This is a genomic window from Marinobacter sp. LM1, from assembly GCF_042763285.1.
GTDB classification, from domain to species: domain Bacteria; phylum Pseudomonadota; class Gammaproteobacteria; order Pseudomonadales; family Oleiphilaceae; genus Marinobacter; species Marinobacter nauticus.
In genome coordinates this window covers 1700303-1716067 of the sequence record NZ_CP114373.1, presented here as the reverse complement: position 1 = coordinate 1716067, position 15765 = coordinate 1700303, and the positions used below count along the sequence as shown (strand labels likewise).

Here is a 15765-nt window from a genome sequence, read left to right as displayed (position 1 = left end):
TCATGGCAGATTCCAGCCCAGCCACGTTCATTACCCTGCCGGAGCTGGTGCGCCTGCAGGCAGATGCACGAGCTCTGAAGCTGCCGTCGGTAAAACCGGTCCGGTCTCGCCAGGCCGGGCTACGCCAGTCCCGACAGAAAGGGCGCGGGATGACGTTTTCTGAAGTGCGACAGTACCAGCCCGGTGACGACATTCGCAGCATAGACTGGCGGGTAACAGCCAGGCGCCAGGCACCGCACACCAAGCTGTATGAGGAAGAGCGGGAGCGGCCTGTATTGTTGATTGTGGATCTCGGGCCGACCCTGTTCTTTGCCAGTGCCGGCGCCTACAAACAGGTCCGAAGTGCCCAGGTTGCGGCTCTGCTGGCCTGGCTGGCACTCTGGGCGGGTGACCAGGTGGGCGGTCTGGTGTTCAATGACCGGGATCTGGCCGTACTCCGGCCCGCCCGGCGCCGAAAGTCCGTCCTGCGCCTGCTGGATCATCTGGCCAACCACCAGCATCAGGGCAAAACACCGCCAACCCCCGCAACGAACGCCAGCCATGGGCTGGATACGGCACTGGCAGAAGCCCGCCGGGTCACACACACTGGTTCCCGCGTGTTTATCATCAGTGACTTCATGAATATCACCGAGCAGACCACCACCCTGCTGGGCGCCATGAGCCGGCACAACTCGGTCAGCGCCATACGGATTCAGGATCCGCTGGAAAAGGCCCTGCCTTCATCCGGCCGGTTTGCCGTTGCTGGCCCGGACGGCCCGATCTGGTTCGACGCTTCAAACCCTCGCTTCCAGCAGGCCTGGCAACAAAAGATCGAGACCCATGAGCAACGTCTGGCAGACTGCCTTCGGGCATCCGGCGTGTTTTCCGCAACTCTGTCGACGGTCGAGGATCCGGCCACGGCCCTGCGCCTGCTGCTGGGCCCGGGAGGTCGCATCGGATGAACCCTCAGGATCCCCTGGCACAACTTCGTGATATCCAGTTGCCAGCTACCGGTGGTTGGTGGCCGCCGGCTCCAGGCTGGTGGCTGCTGGCGATACTGGTTATTGTCGGCGCACTGGCACTTGCCTGGCTGTGGCACCGTCAGCGTCAGAAGCACCGCTGGAAACGCAGCGCCCGGACCGAACTGCAACAGCTTGAAAGCAAGGCCCGGCCGACGCCGGAATGGTTCGCAGCGCTCAATGCCCTGCTCAAACGTGCGGCACGACAGAGCCATCCGGAAAAGCATCCCGAGGCCATGACCGGGCAGCAATGGATCAACTTCCTCCTGGAAACCGCGCCGAAAGACCGCATCGCCTCCCGGCCCGTGGTCGAGGCCATGGTTAAAAGCACCTGGCAACCCCGGCCCCTCGCGCAGACTGAACAGGCAATGGCGTTCGCCAGAACCTGGCTGGAGGCCCAGTCATGATCAGTCTGGCTTACCCGTGGGTGCTGTTACTGGCATTACTGCCGCTGCTGCTTGCCAACCGCAAGCAGCAGAGCGAACCGGTGGATGCCCCGGTCATTCCGGTCGGGCACTGGTTGTCCGGGATGCCGGGCGTAAGCCCCCGGGGGCGCTCAACGCCGCTCTGGCGCCAGCTGTTGTTATTGCTGGGCTGGCTGTGCCTGGTGGTGGCCCTGGCCCGCCCCCAGCATGTAGGGGAGGAGATCCAGATGCCGGTGACCGGCCGGGATCTGATGCTGGTGGTCGATATTTCTCCCAGCATGGACGAACAGGACATGGTGCTTCAGGGCCGCAGTATCAACCGCTTGCAGGCGGTGAAACGGGTGCTGGATGACTTCATTGACCAGCGCGAAGGCGACCGGCTGGGGCTCATTCTGTTCGGCACCGAACCCTACGTTCAGGCGCCACTGACCTTCGACCGGGAAACGGTACGGACCCTGCTGTTCGAGGCGGGCCTGGGTATGGCAGGCCGGGCCACCGCCATCGGGGACGCCATCGGGTTATCGGTGAAACGTCTGCGCGAACGCCCCCAGGAACAGCGAGTGGTGATCCTGCTGACAGACGGCGCCAATACCGCCGGCCAGGTCAGCCCGGACAAGGCCACGGAAATTGCCCAGGCCGCTGGCGTGCGGCTTTACACCATCGGCATCGGCGCCGATACGATGATCCAGCGCGGGCTACTGGGTTCAAGGCGGGTCAATCCTTCAAGGGATCTGGATGAAGAACTGCTCACGCGAATGGCAGAACAGACCGGTGGCCGGTATTTCCGGGCCCGAAGCCTGCCAGAGCTGGAAATGATCTACGACAGCATCAATCAGCTCGAACCGATAGAACAGGATGGCCAGTTCTACCGGCCGGTGACAGAACTCTACGCCTGGCCTGCCGGCATGGCCGCCGGCCTCTGGCTGCTACTGATTGCCGTGCGACTGGCATCCAACCGTTATCAGCAAAACACCGCCACGGAGGCTGGCCATGGCTGACTTCCATTTTCTGCGCCCCTTGTGGTTAATGCTATTACTGGCGGTTCCGGTCCTGTTTCTGGCCCGACATCAACTTCGCCAGGGTGAGACCGGATGGGCCCGATACATCCCCGCTCACCTGTTACAGCCCTTGATTCGTTCCCGGGCCAACGAGAGCACTGGCACCACCCGCTCACCCCTGTTGCCCCTGAGTCTGGCGTTGGTTTTGCTGGCGATCGCCCTCGCCGGGCCAAGCTGGCGACAGGCGCCCACACCCCTGAAACAGACCCAGGACAGCCTGGTCATTCTGCTGGATCTGTCCCTGTCGATGCTGGCCACCGACGTAGAACCGGACAGGCTGACCCTGGCCAAGCGCAAGGTTCGTGACATTCTCGACCAGCGCAAAGGCGGTTTGACTGCCCTGGTGGTCTACTCCGGCGACGCCCACACGGTAACGCCACTCACTGGTGACACCCGCACCATTGAGGCCATGCTCAGTGTGCTGGACCCCACCATCATGCCTGCCCAGGGCAACCGCGCCGATCTGGCGGTCCGCCAGGCGGTCGACCTGCTGGATCAGGGCGCACCGGGCCAGGGTCGCATCCTGCTGATCTCCGAGGCGGTGCCGGAACGGCAACACAGTGCAATCCGCCAGCAGCTGGCAGATACCCCCTACCCTCTGAACACTTTGGTAGTGGGTACCCGTGAAGGCGGCCCCATCCCTCTGGCAAAGCGTGGATTCATTCGGGACAACGGCAGAATTGTCATCAGCCGTGCCGAGCCGGACACCATGGCGCAGCTGGCCAGCAACAACGGCGGAACCAGTCACGAACTGACTCTGGATGACCGTGATATTCGCGCCCTGGCGCTGGAGCCATCGCAAACCGATGAATGGCAGAGTGAACAGGATGGCATGACCGTTAATCGCTGGCAGGATGACGGTTACTGGCTGCTCTGGCTGGCCCTGCCGTTACTGATTCTGGGCTGGCGCCGGGGAGCCTTTGCCATTCTCGCCTTTGCGCTGATTCCGCTGGCAGGCGCACCGCGCCCGGTTCAGGCCCTGGACTGGGGCAGCCTGTGGCAGCGCGAAGACCAGCGTGGCCCGGACCTCATTCAGCAGGATCCGGCCAGGGCGGCCACCATTCTGGAGCAGCCGGGTTGGCGCGGCTCAGCACTCTATCGTGATGGCCAGTACAGCGACGCCGCGGAAGCCTTTGCCAATCAACCCGGTGCCGTTGGTGACTACAACCGGGGCAACGCCCTGGCCCGGGCCGGCCAACTGGAAGAAGCCATAGACGCCTATCAACAGGCACTGGAACAACAGCCGGATTTCGAAGATGCGCGCTTCAACCAGCAACTAGTAGAGCAACTCCTGAACCAGCAACAGAAGTCCCAGGGCGAGGGAGAAGGCGACAACAACCAGGAAAGCAACGATCAGAATCCCGGACAGCAGAATGGCTCCGGAGGCCAGGGCAATGACAGCCAGGACAGCGCCGGACAGGATTCCGCAAACAACAATGGCGAGAATCAGAATCCCCGCCCTGGAGAGCAACAGCAGCCCTCCGAGAACGGCGAAAATTCACAGGATAACGCCGGAGAGCCACAACCGGAGGATGGCACACAGGAGCAGCAGGCAAATGCCCAGGCAGACCCGGATGGGCCTTCCGGAGAGGGGCAGAATCCTGCCAGTGCGCCGGCCGAAATATCAGAACAACCTCTGAGCCAGGGCCAGGAACAGTGGCTGCGCCGCATACCGGATAACCCCGGCGGATTGCTGCAGCGCAAGTTCCTGCAACAGCACCAACAACGACAGACAACACCCGATGAGGGCGACACACCATGGTAACGCGCGTTCTCTCCCTTGCCGCGACACTCCTGCTACTGCTCCTGTCCGCCGCCAGCCATGCTGCCGACAGACTGCTGGTGGAACCGGACCGAACCCAGCTCTACGAAGGTGAGGTACTGACCCTGACCGTTAAGGGCTCCATGAAAATCGACATCAATCTGAGCAATTTGTTCAGCTTCGATCTGTCACAGTTGCCTTCGCCAGATATCGAAAAGGTGGAGCCGGATTTCGAAATTCTGGCCCGCAACCAGCGCTACAGCGTGCAAACCGTCAACAACGAGATGGTAGGCGAGATTACCTGGACCTATCAGCTCGCCCCTGCACGCACCGGGACACTGACGATTCCCGAACTGACGTTCAAGGATTCCGTTTCCGACCCGGTCGACATCGAGGTTATTTCCGGCACCCCGCCGGATCAACCGGCGGCCAGCCGTGACAGCTTTATCGAGCTGTCCGCAGACAAGGCGGAAGTGTACGTTCAGGAACAGCTGGTACTGACCATACAGTTGTTCTTCTCCGGCAACCTGATCCGGGGAGAGCTGTCGGAGCCTGAGCACCCGGACGCCATCATCGAGTCACTGGGCAAACAGCGTGAGTTTACCCGCTATCGCGACGGAATCCGGTATCGGGTGGTTGAGCGGCGTTACGCCATCTTTCCCCAAACACCAGGCACTCTCAGCCTGGAGCCTATCCGGTTTGAGGGCCAGGCCAGGGATGCCTCGGGCCAGTTGCGCTTCCTTCGTGACCGGCAGCAACTCTATGACGTTCCGGTCAAACCCGTACCTGCCGGATATCCGGACAATCAGCCCTGGTTACCAGCACGAAGTCTGACCCTGAGCGACGAAGGCCTGCCCTCTACCCAGGAACTCGCCGTCGGCAGCAATCTCAGCCGGAAAGTGACCCTACAGGCGCGGGGATTGCCCGCTGAGGCCTTGCCGCCGATCGCCCAAGAGGTACCGGATGCCATCCGCAGCTACCCGGAACAGCCCCTGCGCAATACCGAAACCACTCCGGAGGGGCTTCGCGCCACGCTGCAACAGGTGACCGCCCTGGTGCCTGTCCAGGCAGGTGAAACCACCCTGCCCGCGGTTCGTATACCCTGGTGGAACACCGAGACCGACCAGCTGGAGGAGGCCGTGTTGCCGGAGCGTCGTTTCCGGATAACCGGCGACCATGCCACCGCCGCACCGCCCGCGCAGACAACGGGCGATTCAACGGCGCCCACGGATTCACCGGTAACCCCGGATACAGCCCCTGGTTCGGAAACCTCCGGCAACACTTTCTGGCTCTGGGGTACGGTTCTGTTTGCGGCGCTTTGGCTGCTGACCCTTGCGCTCTGGTGGCGGGCTCGCCAAACCCCAGCGTCCGGCCACAATGAGGCGGAAGATGACAGCATCAAGAACGAACGTCAGGCGTTTGAAGCACTACTGGCGGCTGTCAGACGAGGCTCCGGGGAGACGTCAACGCTGTTGCTGCGCTGGGCCCGGCTCCGTTTCCCACAGCACTCGTTTGATTCCGTTTCAGATCTGTTCAAGCTGACGGAGGACAGCTCGCTGAAAATTGCCTTTGATCGTTTTCAGGCGGGACTGTATTCGGGCCAGCACCGTACCCACGTTGAGAATGCGAGACAGCAACTGCAACGGGAGCTGGAAAGCCTGCGCCGGAACACCGGTCAGGGCAACGAAGCGCCATCGCCAGACCTGCCGCCACTGTATCCCGCCTCCCTCTCGCGCTGATTCCGGTCCAGAAAAAAGCCCGTCGAGGTGACGGGCTTTTCAAATTCAGTTGGTCAATTCCTGGTTAATCACCAATTCAACAGGTGGTTCCGCTTCCGCCGGGGGCAGCACCTCTGCCTCAACCCGGCCCTCCCAGTCACCGGGCTGCGGATTAACACTTCCGGAGCGACTCAAGCGGGCGACCACCACCACATCTTCCTGGCCAGAAATCGCAGATTCAGGGGACATGGCATAACGATCATCCAGGCGGATCTCTGCCGGCAGATCACCGGCCGTCATTCTGGCAACCGCAACCGGCGCACCGCCCGCCGCAGACGCCGGCCGGGCAAAGATGAACAACACGGTATTGTCAGCCACTTGCTGGCGCAAACCTTCGTCCAGCGATACCCGTAAAGATACGCCCGGACCAGCAGCCTGCTGAGGCTCGGATGCAACCTGGCCCGGCGGGGTTTCACCCAGGCGCTTGTAGGCCTCCTCGATACCGCCACGGATGGCCCCGATCTGCGGATGGTCCGGTGCCACCTCGGTAATACGCTGCCAGTATTCAATGGCTTCCCGGTAGTTTTGCTGGCCGAAGGCATTGATGCCCATCAGCCCCAGTGCATTGACCTCGTCCGGGTTCAGGGCCCGGGCAGCCGCAATGGCATCGATCACCGCCGGGGTCATCTCGCCTTCACTGGCAAAATAGTTGGCCTGGGCAGCCAGCCCCAGGGCCACCGCGCTGGCGTTTCGGTCCTCAGATACCACATCGGCCAGACGGCGATAGGCTTCGGCCGCTTGCTCATAGCGCTCAAGACGCATGTAGGTCTGCCCCAGCATTGCCCAGCCATCGGCGTTGTCCGGACTTTCCTCAAGCCGCTGGCGCAGCTGGTCCGCCAGTTCCGCCATACGGGCCGTCTGATCCCCCTGAGCGGCATCCATCTCCTGCATCGCAAGGAACTGTTCCACCTGATCCATGGAACCCCATTCCGCATAGCCGAAATAGGTGCCTACCGGCAATGCCAGGATCGCCAACAAGGCGACAACCATGGCGCTACGGCGCCCGGGCACCCGCCGTTGGGTAACGGGCTCCTCCGGCACATCATCAAGCATGGCACCGGCCAGCTCTTCCTTCAGCTGCTTGTAACTCTCGCCATCCAGTATGCCGGCCTCGTGCTCGTCCTCCAGCTCTTTGAGCCGGGTGCGATAGGCCAGCAGGTTCTGATTACGCAGATCCGCCTCCAGGCGGGCCCGGGGTTTATGGAAAAAGACTGGATAAAGCACAAAGGCCAGGGCCACCAGAATGAGTACGGTCCCGGCAATCCAGAAGGTATCGGTCATGGAAATATCGTCACGTCTCGAAATGAATGGGAGTTATCGGCGATCAGCCTTGTCACTTTGACTGGCCAGAATTTGCTCTGCCCGGGCGCGGTCTTCCGCACTCAGGGGCGGTTCGTCTTCACGTCTGCGGGCACGCCACACCACACCGGCCACAATCAGAAAACCGCCAATGGTGGCAATCGCCGGAAAGGCCCAGAGCAGGATGGTGCGGTTATCCACCGGTGGCTTGTACTGAACAAACTCGCCAAAACGATCCACCAGGGCACCGACGATCTGATCGTTGGAGGCACCGTCCTGCATCATACGGTAGACCTCATCCCGCATATCCTTGGAAATGGGCGCATTGGAATCGGCGATGTTCTGGTTCTGACACTTGGGGCAGCGCAATTCAGAGATCAGTTGCTGATAACGCTGTTCTTCAGCCCGGGTATCAAAGTCATAGACTTCTGACACCTCGGCAATTGCCGGCCCCGAGAGCATCATCAATACGGCTAAGAAAGCAGGCAACAAACGCATCAGCTGTTCCCCCTGGCCTGGGCAATAACGGGCAGCAGCACTTCATCCCAGACTTTCTGATTCACTACACCTACGTGGCGATAGCGCACCACACCATCCGCGTCGATAACAAAGGTTTCCGGGGCGCCGTAAACGCCCAGGTCAAAACCCAGGGTTCCCTTCGGGTCGAAGATAATGGTCTCGTAGGGATTACCCAGCCGGTTCAGGAAGCGGAAAGCATTTTCCCGCTGATCCTTGTAGTTCAAACCCACAATGCGAACGCCCTGTTCCCGGGCCAGATACATCAGGTATTCGTGTTCGTCCCAGCAGGAGGGGCACCACTCGGCCCATACATTCAACAAGGATACTTCGCCCTGGAAAACTGAGGGATCCAACTGAACCTCCGGATTGTCCAGAGACTCCAGGCTGAATTCGGGAACGGGCTTGCCGACCAGAACGGATTCCAGTTTGGTGGGGTCCTTGCCCAGGCCGGCAAACAGGAATACCCCCACGCCGACGGCAATTACCAGCGGCAGGAACAGCAATACCCGCTTCATGAGGACGCCTCCGCCACTTTGCCCGGCGCTGCCGGCTCGCCGCTTTTCACGGCTTCCTCATCGCGCACACGAATACGGTATCGCTTGTCGGCAATCGCCAGGAAACCACCGATGGCCATCACCAGGGAACCGAGCCACAACCAGCGCACCAGCGGTTTGTATTGCAGGCGGATAGCCCAGGCATCGTCACTTATACGCTCGCCGATGGCCACAAATACATCCCGGAACAGGCCGGCATCAATGTCCGCTTCGGTCATCACACTCATGCCGACCGGATATTGCCGCTTTTCCGGATGGAGGTCGGTCACGAGTTCCCCATCCAGGTAAACATTGAAGCTGCCGTACTGGGCGGTAAAGTTGGGGCCGCGACGCTCACCAATGTCTGTGAAGACAATCTCATAATCCCCCACCATGGCGCGGTCACCCGGTTGCATGCGCACATCACGCTCGACCCCGTAGTTGGAAACTACCGTCGCGCCGGCCATTACCATGGCAAGCCCCAGATGCCCGAGAACCATGCCCCAGTAACTGCGGGACTGGCGCTTCAGGCCATGCCAGCGCCCTTTGCGGGAGGCGGATTTATCCCAGAGGTCCCATGCGGTGGCCACCGTTACCCACATGGCCGCAAACACACCCAGGAAGGCCCAGGGCGCAAACCCGCCGTAGCCGATCATCACCGCCGCGCTGGCTATCAGACTGACGGCCAGCGGCCACAACAGCTTGCGGGCCAGCCAGCCGCCGTCCGTCTTCTTCCAGCGCGAGAAAATCCCCGCGCCCAGCAGCAGGCCGGTTGCCACCGCGAGCGGGCTGAAGGTGGTATTGAAGAACGGCTCACCAATAGACAGCTTGCCAAGGTCCAGATAATCCAGCACCAGCGGGTAAAGTGTGCCGATGGCTACCAGCATCGTGGCAGATACCAGCAAGACATTGTTCAGGAGCAGGAAGATTTCCCGGGACAAGGAGCCATAACGGGAGCGGACATGCACTACCGGCGCCCGGAAGGCGTACAGTGTCAGGCTGGCCAGAATGGTAATGCCCAGCAACGCCAGCAGGAAACTGCCCCGCTCCGGATCCGACGCGAAGGCATGGACGGAGGTGAGCACACCGGAACGCACCAGGAAGGCACCCAGCAGACTCAGTGCAAAAGTGACAATAGCCAGCAACACCGTCCAGCTTTTGAAGACCCCTCGTTTTTCCGTTACCGCCAGCGAGTGCATCAAGGCGGTACCCGAGAGCCAGGGCAACAGGGAAGCGTTCTCAACCGGGTCCCAGAACCACCAGCCACCCCAGCCAAGCTCGTAGTAGGCCCACCAGCTGCCCAGGGCAATACCCAGGGTCAGGAAGGACCAGGCAACCGTGGTCCAGGGGCGCGACCAGCGAGCCCAGGCCGCATCCAGCCGGCCATTGATCAGGGCGGCAATGGCAAAGGCGAAGGCCACCGAAAAACCAACATACCCCATATAAAGCATGGGCGGGTGCATGATCAGGCCGATGTCCTGCAACAGCGGATTCAGATCCTGCCCATCTGCCGGTACGTTCGGCAACAGACGGTCAAAGGGGTTGGAGGTCAGGATGATGAACAGAAGGAAGCCAACGGAGACCATACCCAGAACCGACAACACCTGGGAGACCATCACCGAAGGCAGTTTACGGCTGAAGATGGCAACGGCCAGCGTCCAGCCTATGAGCATCAGTATCCACAAGAGCAACGAGCCCTCATGCCCGCCCCAGACCGCGCTGAACTTGTAGTACCAGGGCAACATGCTGTTGCTGTTATTAGCCACATAAGCCACCGAGAAGTCATCCACCAGAAAGGCGTGGGTCAGGATCGCAAACGCCAGGGCGGTGAACACAAACATGCCGGACGCCAGTGGCCGGGCAAATGCCTGCAGGCTGTCACGCCCGGTCAGAGCGCCCGCAAGCGGCACCACGGAAAGAAGTACTGCCAGCAGCAACGAGAGAATCAGTGCAAGCTGTCCGAGTTCCGGATACATCGGGTTTCTCCAACGTCAGAAATGAATTGAGCGCTCAGTACGCCGTGGTTTCCGCGGCTTTTTCCACATCCGCAGACTTGTACTGCCCCTTGGAAGAGCGCTCCAGCGCCTCGGCCACTTCCGGTGGCATATAGTTCTCATCGTGCTTGGCCAGAACCTGATCGGCCACGAACACGCCGTGTTCATTCAGCCGCCCCATGGCGACCACGCCCTGCCCTTCGGCGAACAGATCAGGCAGTATGCCCTCGTACTGTACCGGCACCGACGCCGCATAGTCGGTCACCCGGAAGTTCACCTTCAGGCTGTCGGTATCCCTTGCCACACTGCCCTCTTCAACCATGCCACCGGCGCGGATGCGGACGTCAACCGGCGCGTTACCCGCTGCAATTTCCGTAGGATCGTAAAACAGGTTGATATTCTGCCTGAGGGCATAGGTGGTCAGGCCTACCGCAATGGCAATACCGGCCACCAGAAAGAGCACAATCGTCAGTCGTTTTTTTCGGATCGGATGCATGGATTACCTGCTGTTTATTCCTGGGAAACTTCGACACGGGCGAACGTAGCGGCCTGTTTTGGCCGGGCACTGGTGCTGTTTTCCTGCTGCTGGTAGCGGCGTTTGCAGCTGGCCATAACCGCCTGATGATGCCGGGACGACCAGACCATCAGCCCCACCAGCAGAAGGGCGAACACGGCATAACAGGCCCAGACATAGGGACCATGGCCTTCCATTGCGATAAATGCTGAAAAAGAATCAAACGCCATCGGTCAGCCTCTCCCCGCCATCACCAGCTCTTTCACCCAGCGGGTTTTTTGCTCCCGCATGACAATTTCGGTTTTCATGCGCAGACACGCCAGCCAGCCAAACAACAGGTATAACCCGAGCACCGAAAGCAGCAGCGGAACCCACATCTCAACGGGCATAGAGGGCTTTTCGGTGAGTTTGAACGTGGCCGGCTGGTGCAGTGTATTCCACCACTCCACGGAGTATTTGATAATCGGGATATTTACCACCCCCACCAGCACCAGCACCGCTACCGCCCTGGCAGCGGATTTTTCGTCATTGATGGCCCGGTCCAGGGCGATGGCACCGCCATAGAGGAACAGCAGAATAAGCATGGAAGTCAGCCGGGCATCCCACACCCACCAAGTCCCCCAGGTAGGCTTACCCCAGACGGCACCGGTAAATAGCGACAGAAAAGTAAACACCAGGCCAACCGGCGCCACGGCCTTCACGAAGACATCCGCCAGCTTCATGCGCCAGACCAGCGTAACCACGGCGGCAGACGCCATCATGATGTAGATGGATTGGGCGAGAAAAGCAGTGGGAACGTGGATAAAAATGATGCGGTAACTGTTGCCCTGCAGATAGTCCTTGGGAGCAAACGCCAGGCCCCAGACCAGGCCAGCAAGGAGCAGAAGAATACCGGCCGCCAGCAACCACGGCATAAACCGGGTTGCAATCCCGAAGAACCATTTGGGAGAACCCAGTTTGTGAAAGAATTGCCACATCAGTTGGTCACCATCTTCACTGTTATCGTTTGGTTGGTTGCCGGCCCCAAAGAACCGATCAGCTGTTCGAAAGACTGATTCTCAGGGCCGCTGCCGAGGCGAAAGGCGACAGGGTTACCGCCAGAACCAGAAACGCGCCCATCAGAGCCAGGTATCCGCCAACCGGCGCGCCTTCAGCTGCCGCCGCTACCGTGCCGGTACCAAAAATCAGCACGGGAATGTACAGCGGAATGATCAGCAGTGACAAGAGCACGCCTGCCGAGCGCAATCCCAGGGTCAAAGCTGCGCCAATAGCTCCGATCATGCTCAGTACCGGGGTGCCGATCAGGAGCGTTAGACACAGAATTGCAATAGAGTTCCCGTCCAGGTGCACCATAACGCCTAAAACCGGCGCTAACAGCACCAGTGGCAGGCCCGTCAACACCCAGTGTGCGGCTGTTTTGGCCAGCACCAGCAGGAACAGAGGCTGAGGCTGCAGTACCAGCTGCTCCAGGGTCCCATCGTCAAAATCGTGACGAAACAGATGGTCCAGCGACAGCAACACCGACAGCAAAGCCGCTACCCAAAGGATACCGGCTCCGGACTGTTTCAGAAATGCCACTTCCGGGCTGACTCCCAGGGGAAAAAGGGTTACTACCATGATGAAAAACAGCAACGGGTTCAGCAGATCCTGCCGCTGCCGGAAAGCCACCCGGACATCCCTGGCAAATACTGCCGCCATGGCGGCTATCGGGCCAACCGATTCAGACACCGGCTTCAGTGCCGGCCGCCGATCAGCATTCATGCACACCTCCGGCGCCCAGAGTGATGCGTTTCATACCCGGCAACTGGAGTTCATGGTGGGTTGTTACCAGCACCGCACCACCTTCCGCGGCGCGTTGCTGTAGCAGAGACTCAATGGCACGGACACCGTCTGCATCAATCGCGGTAAAGACTTCGTCCAGCAGCCAGAGTGGCTCGTCGGCAATCAGTAACCTGGCCAGCGCCACACGACGTTGCTGCCCGGCGGACAGATTCCTGCATGGTACGTTTTCAAACCCTGCCAGCCCGGTACCCGCCAGTGCCTGAACCAGCACCTCTTCGCTCACCTCCCGACGTCCGGCCATCAGAGCTTTCAGGTTCTCGACCGGTGTAAGCAATGGTTTGATGCCCGGGCGATGGCCGATGTAAAGGGTATTCCGAAGGAAGGACTCGCGTTGCCGGGCCCTGGGCTCGCCGCACCACAGCAATTGTCCTGACCAGGCATCGTTCAGGCCAGCAAGAATTCGAAGTAATGTTGTTTTGCCGGTACCGTTGGGGCCCTCGACACGGGTAACCGTACCGGGCAGTATGGAAAAGGACAGATTCTGGAACAACAGGCGCTCGTCCCGTTCACACTCAAGATCTATCGCCTGTAGTAACGGCTCGGACATCAGGGCTCCGTTTCAGAGCGATGGATGCGCAGCAGGCATCAGGTGCATGTAATGAAGGACACACAGGTGCCAACATGAAATCAGGGCAATCACTGCCAGCGCGGCGTATTATAACGAAAGCGCCAGCATATTACTCTTGCCCGACATCAAATCGACACTAATGAAACTGAACGGCGGACAACCACCCATTCCCCCGAAACAGCCCGCACCGGACCAGACCACCCGGAGCCCGGGCAAGGCTAACCCGGGCACCAGCACGGAGCCCGGCGCTGCGCTCTCGGCCAGGCAACAACTGGCCCAGTTGCAGCTGGCAGATCGGGAGACAGCATTGGCCAAAGTGGCCGACATCCTGCGACAGAAAGGTGGAAGCCATGAGCTGTTGCTGGAACTGCGAGGACAATCCCTGAAAGTATCGGCAGGCAACCGGCCACCGGATCTGTCCGTAGGTGACCTGATCAAGGTCATGCGTGCCGGTAACGAACTGCAGCTGATGGGCAAGCTGGCGCCGGGCCAGGAGAGCGCAGTCGCCCGGGCTCTGGCGCAGCGACTGCCCTGGCAACAGAACCTTCAGGGTGGTCTGTCACAACTGTTCACCGCCCTGAGCCAGGGCCTGAAATTGCCGCCCCAACCCGGGCAATTGCCATCCGCCACCAGTGCACAGCCTCTGCCAGCGCCCGCGCAACAGGCCCTGCAAAATCTGTTCAATCAGTTACCCAAGGCAGACGCTCTGACTCCGGGCGCCGGCAAGGCCGAGTCCATGGCCACGCAGGTACGGCAGTGGTTGTCTGAAAGCGGCCTGTTTTCCGAGGCTCGATTGTTACAGGCCGGCCCTTCCGCCGCCAGCCAGCCGGATCTTAAACTGGTACTGTTAAAGGTGGTGTCGGCTCTGCTCGCCAGCCAGAACCAGGGGCCAGAGCAATTCAACCGGCTGACACCCCTGTCCAGCCAGGATTTGCTGCAGGCACCATTGCAGTTTCCAAGAGCACCAGCGCCGACCGCCTCTCAGAACACGGGGGAGCCAGCCACGGTCGGGCAGACCCTGCGCCTGCTAGCCGGCATGCTGAACCGGATTACCGTAAACCAGCTGCACAGCCAGACGCTGAATGCCCGGGCCGGCGCCGAACCGGGCGTGCCCGTGAACACTCTGCTGATTGAACTGCCATGGTTAACGCCGCAACAGGAACCCAGAACGGCGCAATTACGACTGGAACAGTACTCTCAGGAGAAGGACGGCAGCAACCGCCCGGAACGGGCCAGCGCCAGTGAGTGGCGGTTGTCCCTGTCGATGGATCTGGACAAGGCGGGCCCGCTGCATTTCGATGTCACTTTCCGGCCTCCGTCCGTGAGCGCTCTGGTCTGGGCGGAAAACCAGAGCACCCTGAGAACCGTGCATCGCGAGCTGCCACTGCTGCGACAAAGCCTGAACGACCTCGGGCTGGAAGTCACCGACCTGGACTGTCGCAGGGGCAGCCCACAGCAGATGCAAACCCGGCTGGAACACCGACTGGTGGATACCAAGGCATGACCAACACATCACAGGACAACATCCCGGCCGCTGTCGCCCTCAAGTACGACGGTGAACGTGCACCGGTTATCTCCGCAACCGGCACCTGGGAGCTGGCCGAGGAGATTATCCGGATTGCCCGCGACAACAATGTCCCGCTGTACGAGAATGCCGAGCTTGCCGGCATTCTGGCGCGTCTGTCGTTGAATGAAGAGATTCCGGAAGAGTTGTACCGGGTGATCGCGGAGATTCTGGCGTTTGCTTTCCACATCCGGGGCCGGACACCCGGAGATGCCCGGCCGGAGGAAAATAACCCATCAATGGATCAGGGAACGTAGCGCCCAGGCCTGCTGCCAATGCTCACCTTTGCGCGGCGCAACGGCGGTAGACAGGGCCGCTTCGGAAACCACGCCAAGATCAATCAGAATCTGTTCGGAGTTACGGTTGAAATCTACCCAGCCCAGGGTTCTGACCCGTTCCAGCTTGTCGCCTTTACGCTGGAACATGGCGACACTGGGCACCGGCCCCGCCCGCCCCTCCAGGCATACCAGATTCCCGCCCTCGCGCAGGTTCGGCAAAAGCATCTTGGGGTCCGGAATGAAGGTGGTACACAGAATCAGGTCACAGGGCGAGTCCAGTTCCAGCCCGGTATCTGCCGAAGCCTCAACAACATCCACATTATGGGCGCCGTGCTTGAAAAAGCGCTCGCGGGCCTTCTCCACCAGCGCCGGGTTGCGGTCAACATAGACCACCCGGTGAGCCAGATCCGCCAGCACGGCGGTCACATAACCTGAGCCGCCCCCAACGTGCATGACGACCTGGTCAGGCTCGATCTCTGGCATCAGGCTCAGCAGGTGTCGAACCGTTTCTTCTCTGGGGATTGAGTGGCCGGTGATGGAGGGGACGAGATCGGCACCGGAAACGAAATCGGGGCGGGAAACAACAGCGAGGGCCTCAACGGCCCTCTGATAGAGCTTCTTCATTCAGCAGCA

17 protein-coding genes are annotated in these 15765 nt (G+C 60.6%); 7 read left to right on the top strand and 10 right to left on the bottom strand.

All coding sequences use genetic code 11. The features are described 5' to 3' along the window. Positions 1–2: 2 nt before the first annotated feature. The 5 genes from OZ656_RS08050 to OZ656_RS08030 are packed head-to-tail and all read left to right on the top strand — an operon-like array spanning position 3 to position 5982. Positions 3–941 (top strand): DUF58 domain-containing protein, encoded by a 939-nt coding sequence (locus OZ656_RS08050; protein WP_278351330.1) that lies wholly within the window; start codon positions 3–5, stop codon positions 939–941. Next, complete coding sequence (locus OZ656_RS08045; RefSeq protein WP_278351329.1) at positions 938–1405, top strand: DUF4381 domain-containing protein; 468 nt, start codon at positions 938–940, stop codon at positions 1403–1405. The genes OZ656_RS08050 and OZ656_RS08045 overlap by 4 nt, the downstream gene beginning before the upstream one ends. After that, the gene (locus OZ656_RS08040; RefSeq protein ID WP_278351328.1) at positions 1402–2421 is read left to right on the top strand and encodes a VWA domain-containing protein; all 1020 of its coding nucleotides are present in this window, start codon (positions 1402–1404) and stop codon (positions 2419–2421) included. The genes OZ656_RS08045 and OZ656_RS08040 overlap by 4 nt, the downstream gene beginning before the upstream one ends. After that, positions 2414–4246: a VWA domain-containing protein gene (locus OZ656_RS08035; protein ID WP_278351327.1), complete on the top strand. Its 1833-nt coding sequence runs from the start codon at positions 2414–2416 to the stop codon at positions 4244–4246. The genes OZ656_RS08040 and OZ656_RS08035 overlap by 8 nt, the downstream gene beginning before the upstream one ends. After that, positions 4240–5982, top strand: coding sequence for a BatD family protein (locus OZ656_RS08030; RefSeq protein ID WP_278351326.1), 1743 nt, complete (start codon positions 4240–4242; stop codon positions 5980–5982). Before OZ656_RS08035 ends, OZ656_RS08030 begins: the two co-directional genes overlap by 7 nt. Positions 5983–6027: 45 nt before the next feature. Here OZ656_RS08030 and ccmI read toward each other — a convergent pair whose 3' ends face one another. Genes ccmI through ccmA form a run of 9 tightly spaced genes read right to left on the bottom strand, consistent with a single transcriptional unit; the run spans position 6028 to position 13269 of the window. Continuing rightward, entirely contained in the window at positions 6028–7302 is a 1275-nt protein-coding gene (ccmI, locus tag OZ656_RS08025; protein WP_278351325.1) for a c-type cytochrome biogenesis protein CcmI, read from the bottom strand. A gap of 33 nt (positions 7303–7335) precedes the next feature. Further along, positions 7336–7818, bottom strand: a complete 483-nt coding sequence (locus OZ656_RS08020) for a cytochrome c-type biogenesis protein (protein ID WP_278351324.1) — start codon at positions 7816–7818, stop codon at positions 7336–7338. Continuing rightward, on the bottom strand, positions 7818–8354 hold the full coding sequence (locus OZ656_RS08015) for a DsbE family thiol:disulfide interchange protein (RefSeq protein ID WP_278351323.1): 537 nt from the start codon (positions 8352–8354) through the stop codon (positions 7818–7820). The genes OZ656_RS08020 and OZ656_RS08015 overlap by 1 nt, the downstream gene beginning before the upstream one ends. Next, positions 8351–10348: a heme lyase CcmF/NrfE family subunit gene (locus OZ656_RS08010; protein WP_278351322.1), complete on the bottom strand. Its 1998-nt coding sequence runs from the start codon at positions 10346–10348 to the stop codon at positions 8351–8353. The genes OZ656_RS08015 and OZ656_RS08010 overlap by 4 nt, the downstream gene beginning before the upstream one ends. A 34-nt stretch (positions 10349–10382) precedes the next feature. Beyond that, on the bottom strand, positions 10383–10862 hold the full coding sequence (gene ccmE / locus OZ656_RS08005; protein WP_278351321.1) for a cytochrome c maturation protein CcmE: 480 nt from the start codon (positions 10860–10862) through the stop codon (positions 10383–10385). Between the two features lie 14 nt (positions 10863–10876). Then, positions 10877–11110 carry a heme exporter protein CcmD gene (ccmD, locus tag OZ656_RS08000; RefSeq protein ID WP_278351320.1) on the bottom strand — a complete coding sequence of 78 codons (234 nt, stop codon included), beginning with the start codon at positions 11108–11110 and terminating at the stop codon, positions 10877–10879. Positions 11111–11113: 3 nt separating this feature from the next. Then, the gene (locus tag OZ656_RS07995) at positions 11114–11857 is read right to left on the bottom strand and encodes a heme ABC transporter permease (protein WP_273029826.1); all 744 of its coding nucleotides are present in this window, start codon (positions 11855–11857) and stop codon (positions 11114–11116) included. A gap of 58 nt (positions 11858–11915) precedes the next feature. Beyond that, a complete protein-coding gene (ccmB, locus tag OZ656_RS07990; protein ID WP_011785433.1) occupies positions 11916–12641 on the bottom strand; it encodes a heme exporter protein CcmB in 726 nt (241 codons plus the stop codon). Beyond that, on the bottom strand, positions 12631–13269 hold the full coding sequence (gene ccmA, locus OZ656_RS07985) for a cytochrome c biogenesis heme-transporting ATPase CcmA (protein ID WP_278351319.1): 639 nt from the start codon (positions 13267–13269) through the stop codon (positions 12631–12633). Before ccmA ends, ccmB begins: the two co-directional genes overlap by 11 nt. Before the next feature lie 160 nt (positions 13270–13429). On the opposite strand from ccmA, the gene OZ656_RS07980 reads away from it, so the two are divergent. Then, on the top strand, positions 13430–14794 hold the full coding sequence (locus tag OZ656_RS07980; RefSeq protein WP_379945157.1) for a flagellar hook-length control protein FliK: 1365 nt from the start codon (positions 13430–13432) through the stop codon (positions 14792–14794). Continuing rightward, on the top strand, positions 14791–15111 hold the full coding sequence (locus OZ656_RS07975) for an EscU/YscU/HrcU family type III secretion system export apparatus switch protein (protein ID WP_278351317.1): 321 nt from the start codon (positions 14791–14793) through the stop codon (positions 15109–15111). Before OZ656_RS07980 ends, OZ656_RS07975 begins: the two co-directional genes overlap by 4 nt. Here the strand turns inward: OZ656_RS07975 and OZ656_RS07970 are convergent. Further along, positions 15091–15756: a protein-L-isoaspartate O-methyltransferase gene (locus OZ656_RS07970; RefSeq protein ID WP_278351316.1), complete on the bottom strand. Its 666-nt coding sequence runs from the start codon at positions 15754–15756 to the stop codon at positions 15091–15093. The two genes, OZ656_RS07975 and OZ656_RS07970, sit on opposite strands and share 21 nt — an antisense overlap. Positions 15757–15765: the final 9 nt, after the last annotated feature.

Excerpts from the sequence above, each read along its gene's own strand:
- ccmI (WP_278351325.1), bottom strand. The coding sequence starts at position 7,302 with ATGACCGATACCTTCTGGATTGCCGGGACCGTACTCATTCTGGTGGCC.
- OZ656_RS08030 (WP_278351326.1), top strand. The coding sequence starts at position 4,240 with ATGGTAACGCGCGTTCTCTCCCTTGCCGCGACACTCCTGCTACTGCTC.
- ccmE (WP_278351321.1), bottom strand. The coding sequence starts at position 10,862 with ATGCATCCGATCCGAAAAAAACGACTGACGATTGTGCTCTTTCTGGTG.
- OZ656_RS08045 (WP_278351329.1), top strand. The coding sequence starts at position 938 with ATGAACCCTCAGGATCCCCTGGCACAACTTCGTGATATCCAGTTGCCA.
- OZ656_RS08050 (WP_278351330.1), top strand. The coding sequence starts at position 3 with ATGGCAGATTCCAGCCCAGCCACGTTCATTACCCTGCCGGAGCTGGTG.
- OZ656_RS08035 (WP_278351327.1), top strand. The coding sequence starts at position 2,414 with ATGGCTGACTTCCATTTTCTGCGCCCCTTGTGGTTAATGCTATTACTG.
- OZ656_RS08040 (WP_278351328.1), top strand. The coding sequence starts at position 1,402 with ATGATCAGTCTGGCTTACCCGTGGGTGCTGTTACTGGCATTACTGCCG.
- ccmA (WP_278351319.1), bottom strand. The coding sequence starts at position 13,269 with ATGTCCGAGCCGTTACTACAGGCGATAGATCTTGAGTGTGAACGGGAC.
- OZ656_RS07975 (WP_278351317.1), top strand. The coding sequence starts at position 14,791 with ATGACCAACACATCACAGGACAACATCCCGGCCGCTGTCGCCCTCAAG.
- OZ656_RS07980 (WP_379945157.1), top strand. The coding sequence starts at position 13,430 with ATGAAACTGAACGGCGGACAACCACCCATTCCCCCGAAACAGCCCGCA.
- OZ656_RS08020 (WP_278351324.1), bottom strand. The coding sequence starts at position 7,818 with ATGCGTTTGTTGCCTGCTTTCTTAGCCGTATTGATGATGCTCTCGGGG.
- OZ656_RS08010 (WP_278351322.1), bottom strand. The coding sequence starts at position 10,348 with ATGTATCCGGAACTCGGACAGCTTGCACTGATTCTCTCGTTGCTGCTG.
- OZ656_RS08015 (WP_278351323.1), bottom strand. The coding sequence starts at position 8,354 with ATGAAGCGGGTATTGCTGTTCCTGCCGCTGGTAATTGCCGTCGGCGTG.
- ccmB (WP_011785433.1), bottom strand. The coding sequence starts at position 12,641 with ATGAATGCTGATCGGCGGCCGGCACTGAAGCCGGTGTCTGAATCGGTT.
- ccmD (WP_278351320.1), bottom strand. The coding sequence starts at position 11,110 with ATGGCGTTTGATTCTTTTTCAGCATTTATCGCAATGGAAGGCCATGGT.
- OZ656_RS07970 (WP_278351316.1), bottom strand. The coding sequence starts at position 15,756 with ATGAAGAAGCTCTATCAGAGGGCCGTTGAGGCCCTCGCTGTTGTTTCC.
- OZ656_RS07995 (WP_273029826.1), bottom strand. The coding sequence starts at position 11,857 with ATGTGGCAATTCTTTCACAAACTGGGTTCTCCCAAATGGTTCTTCGGG.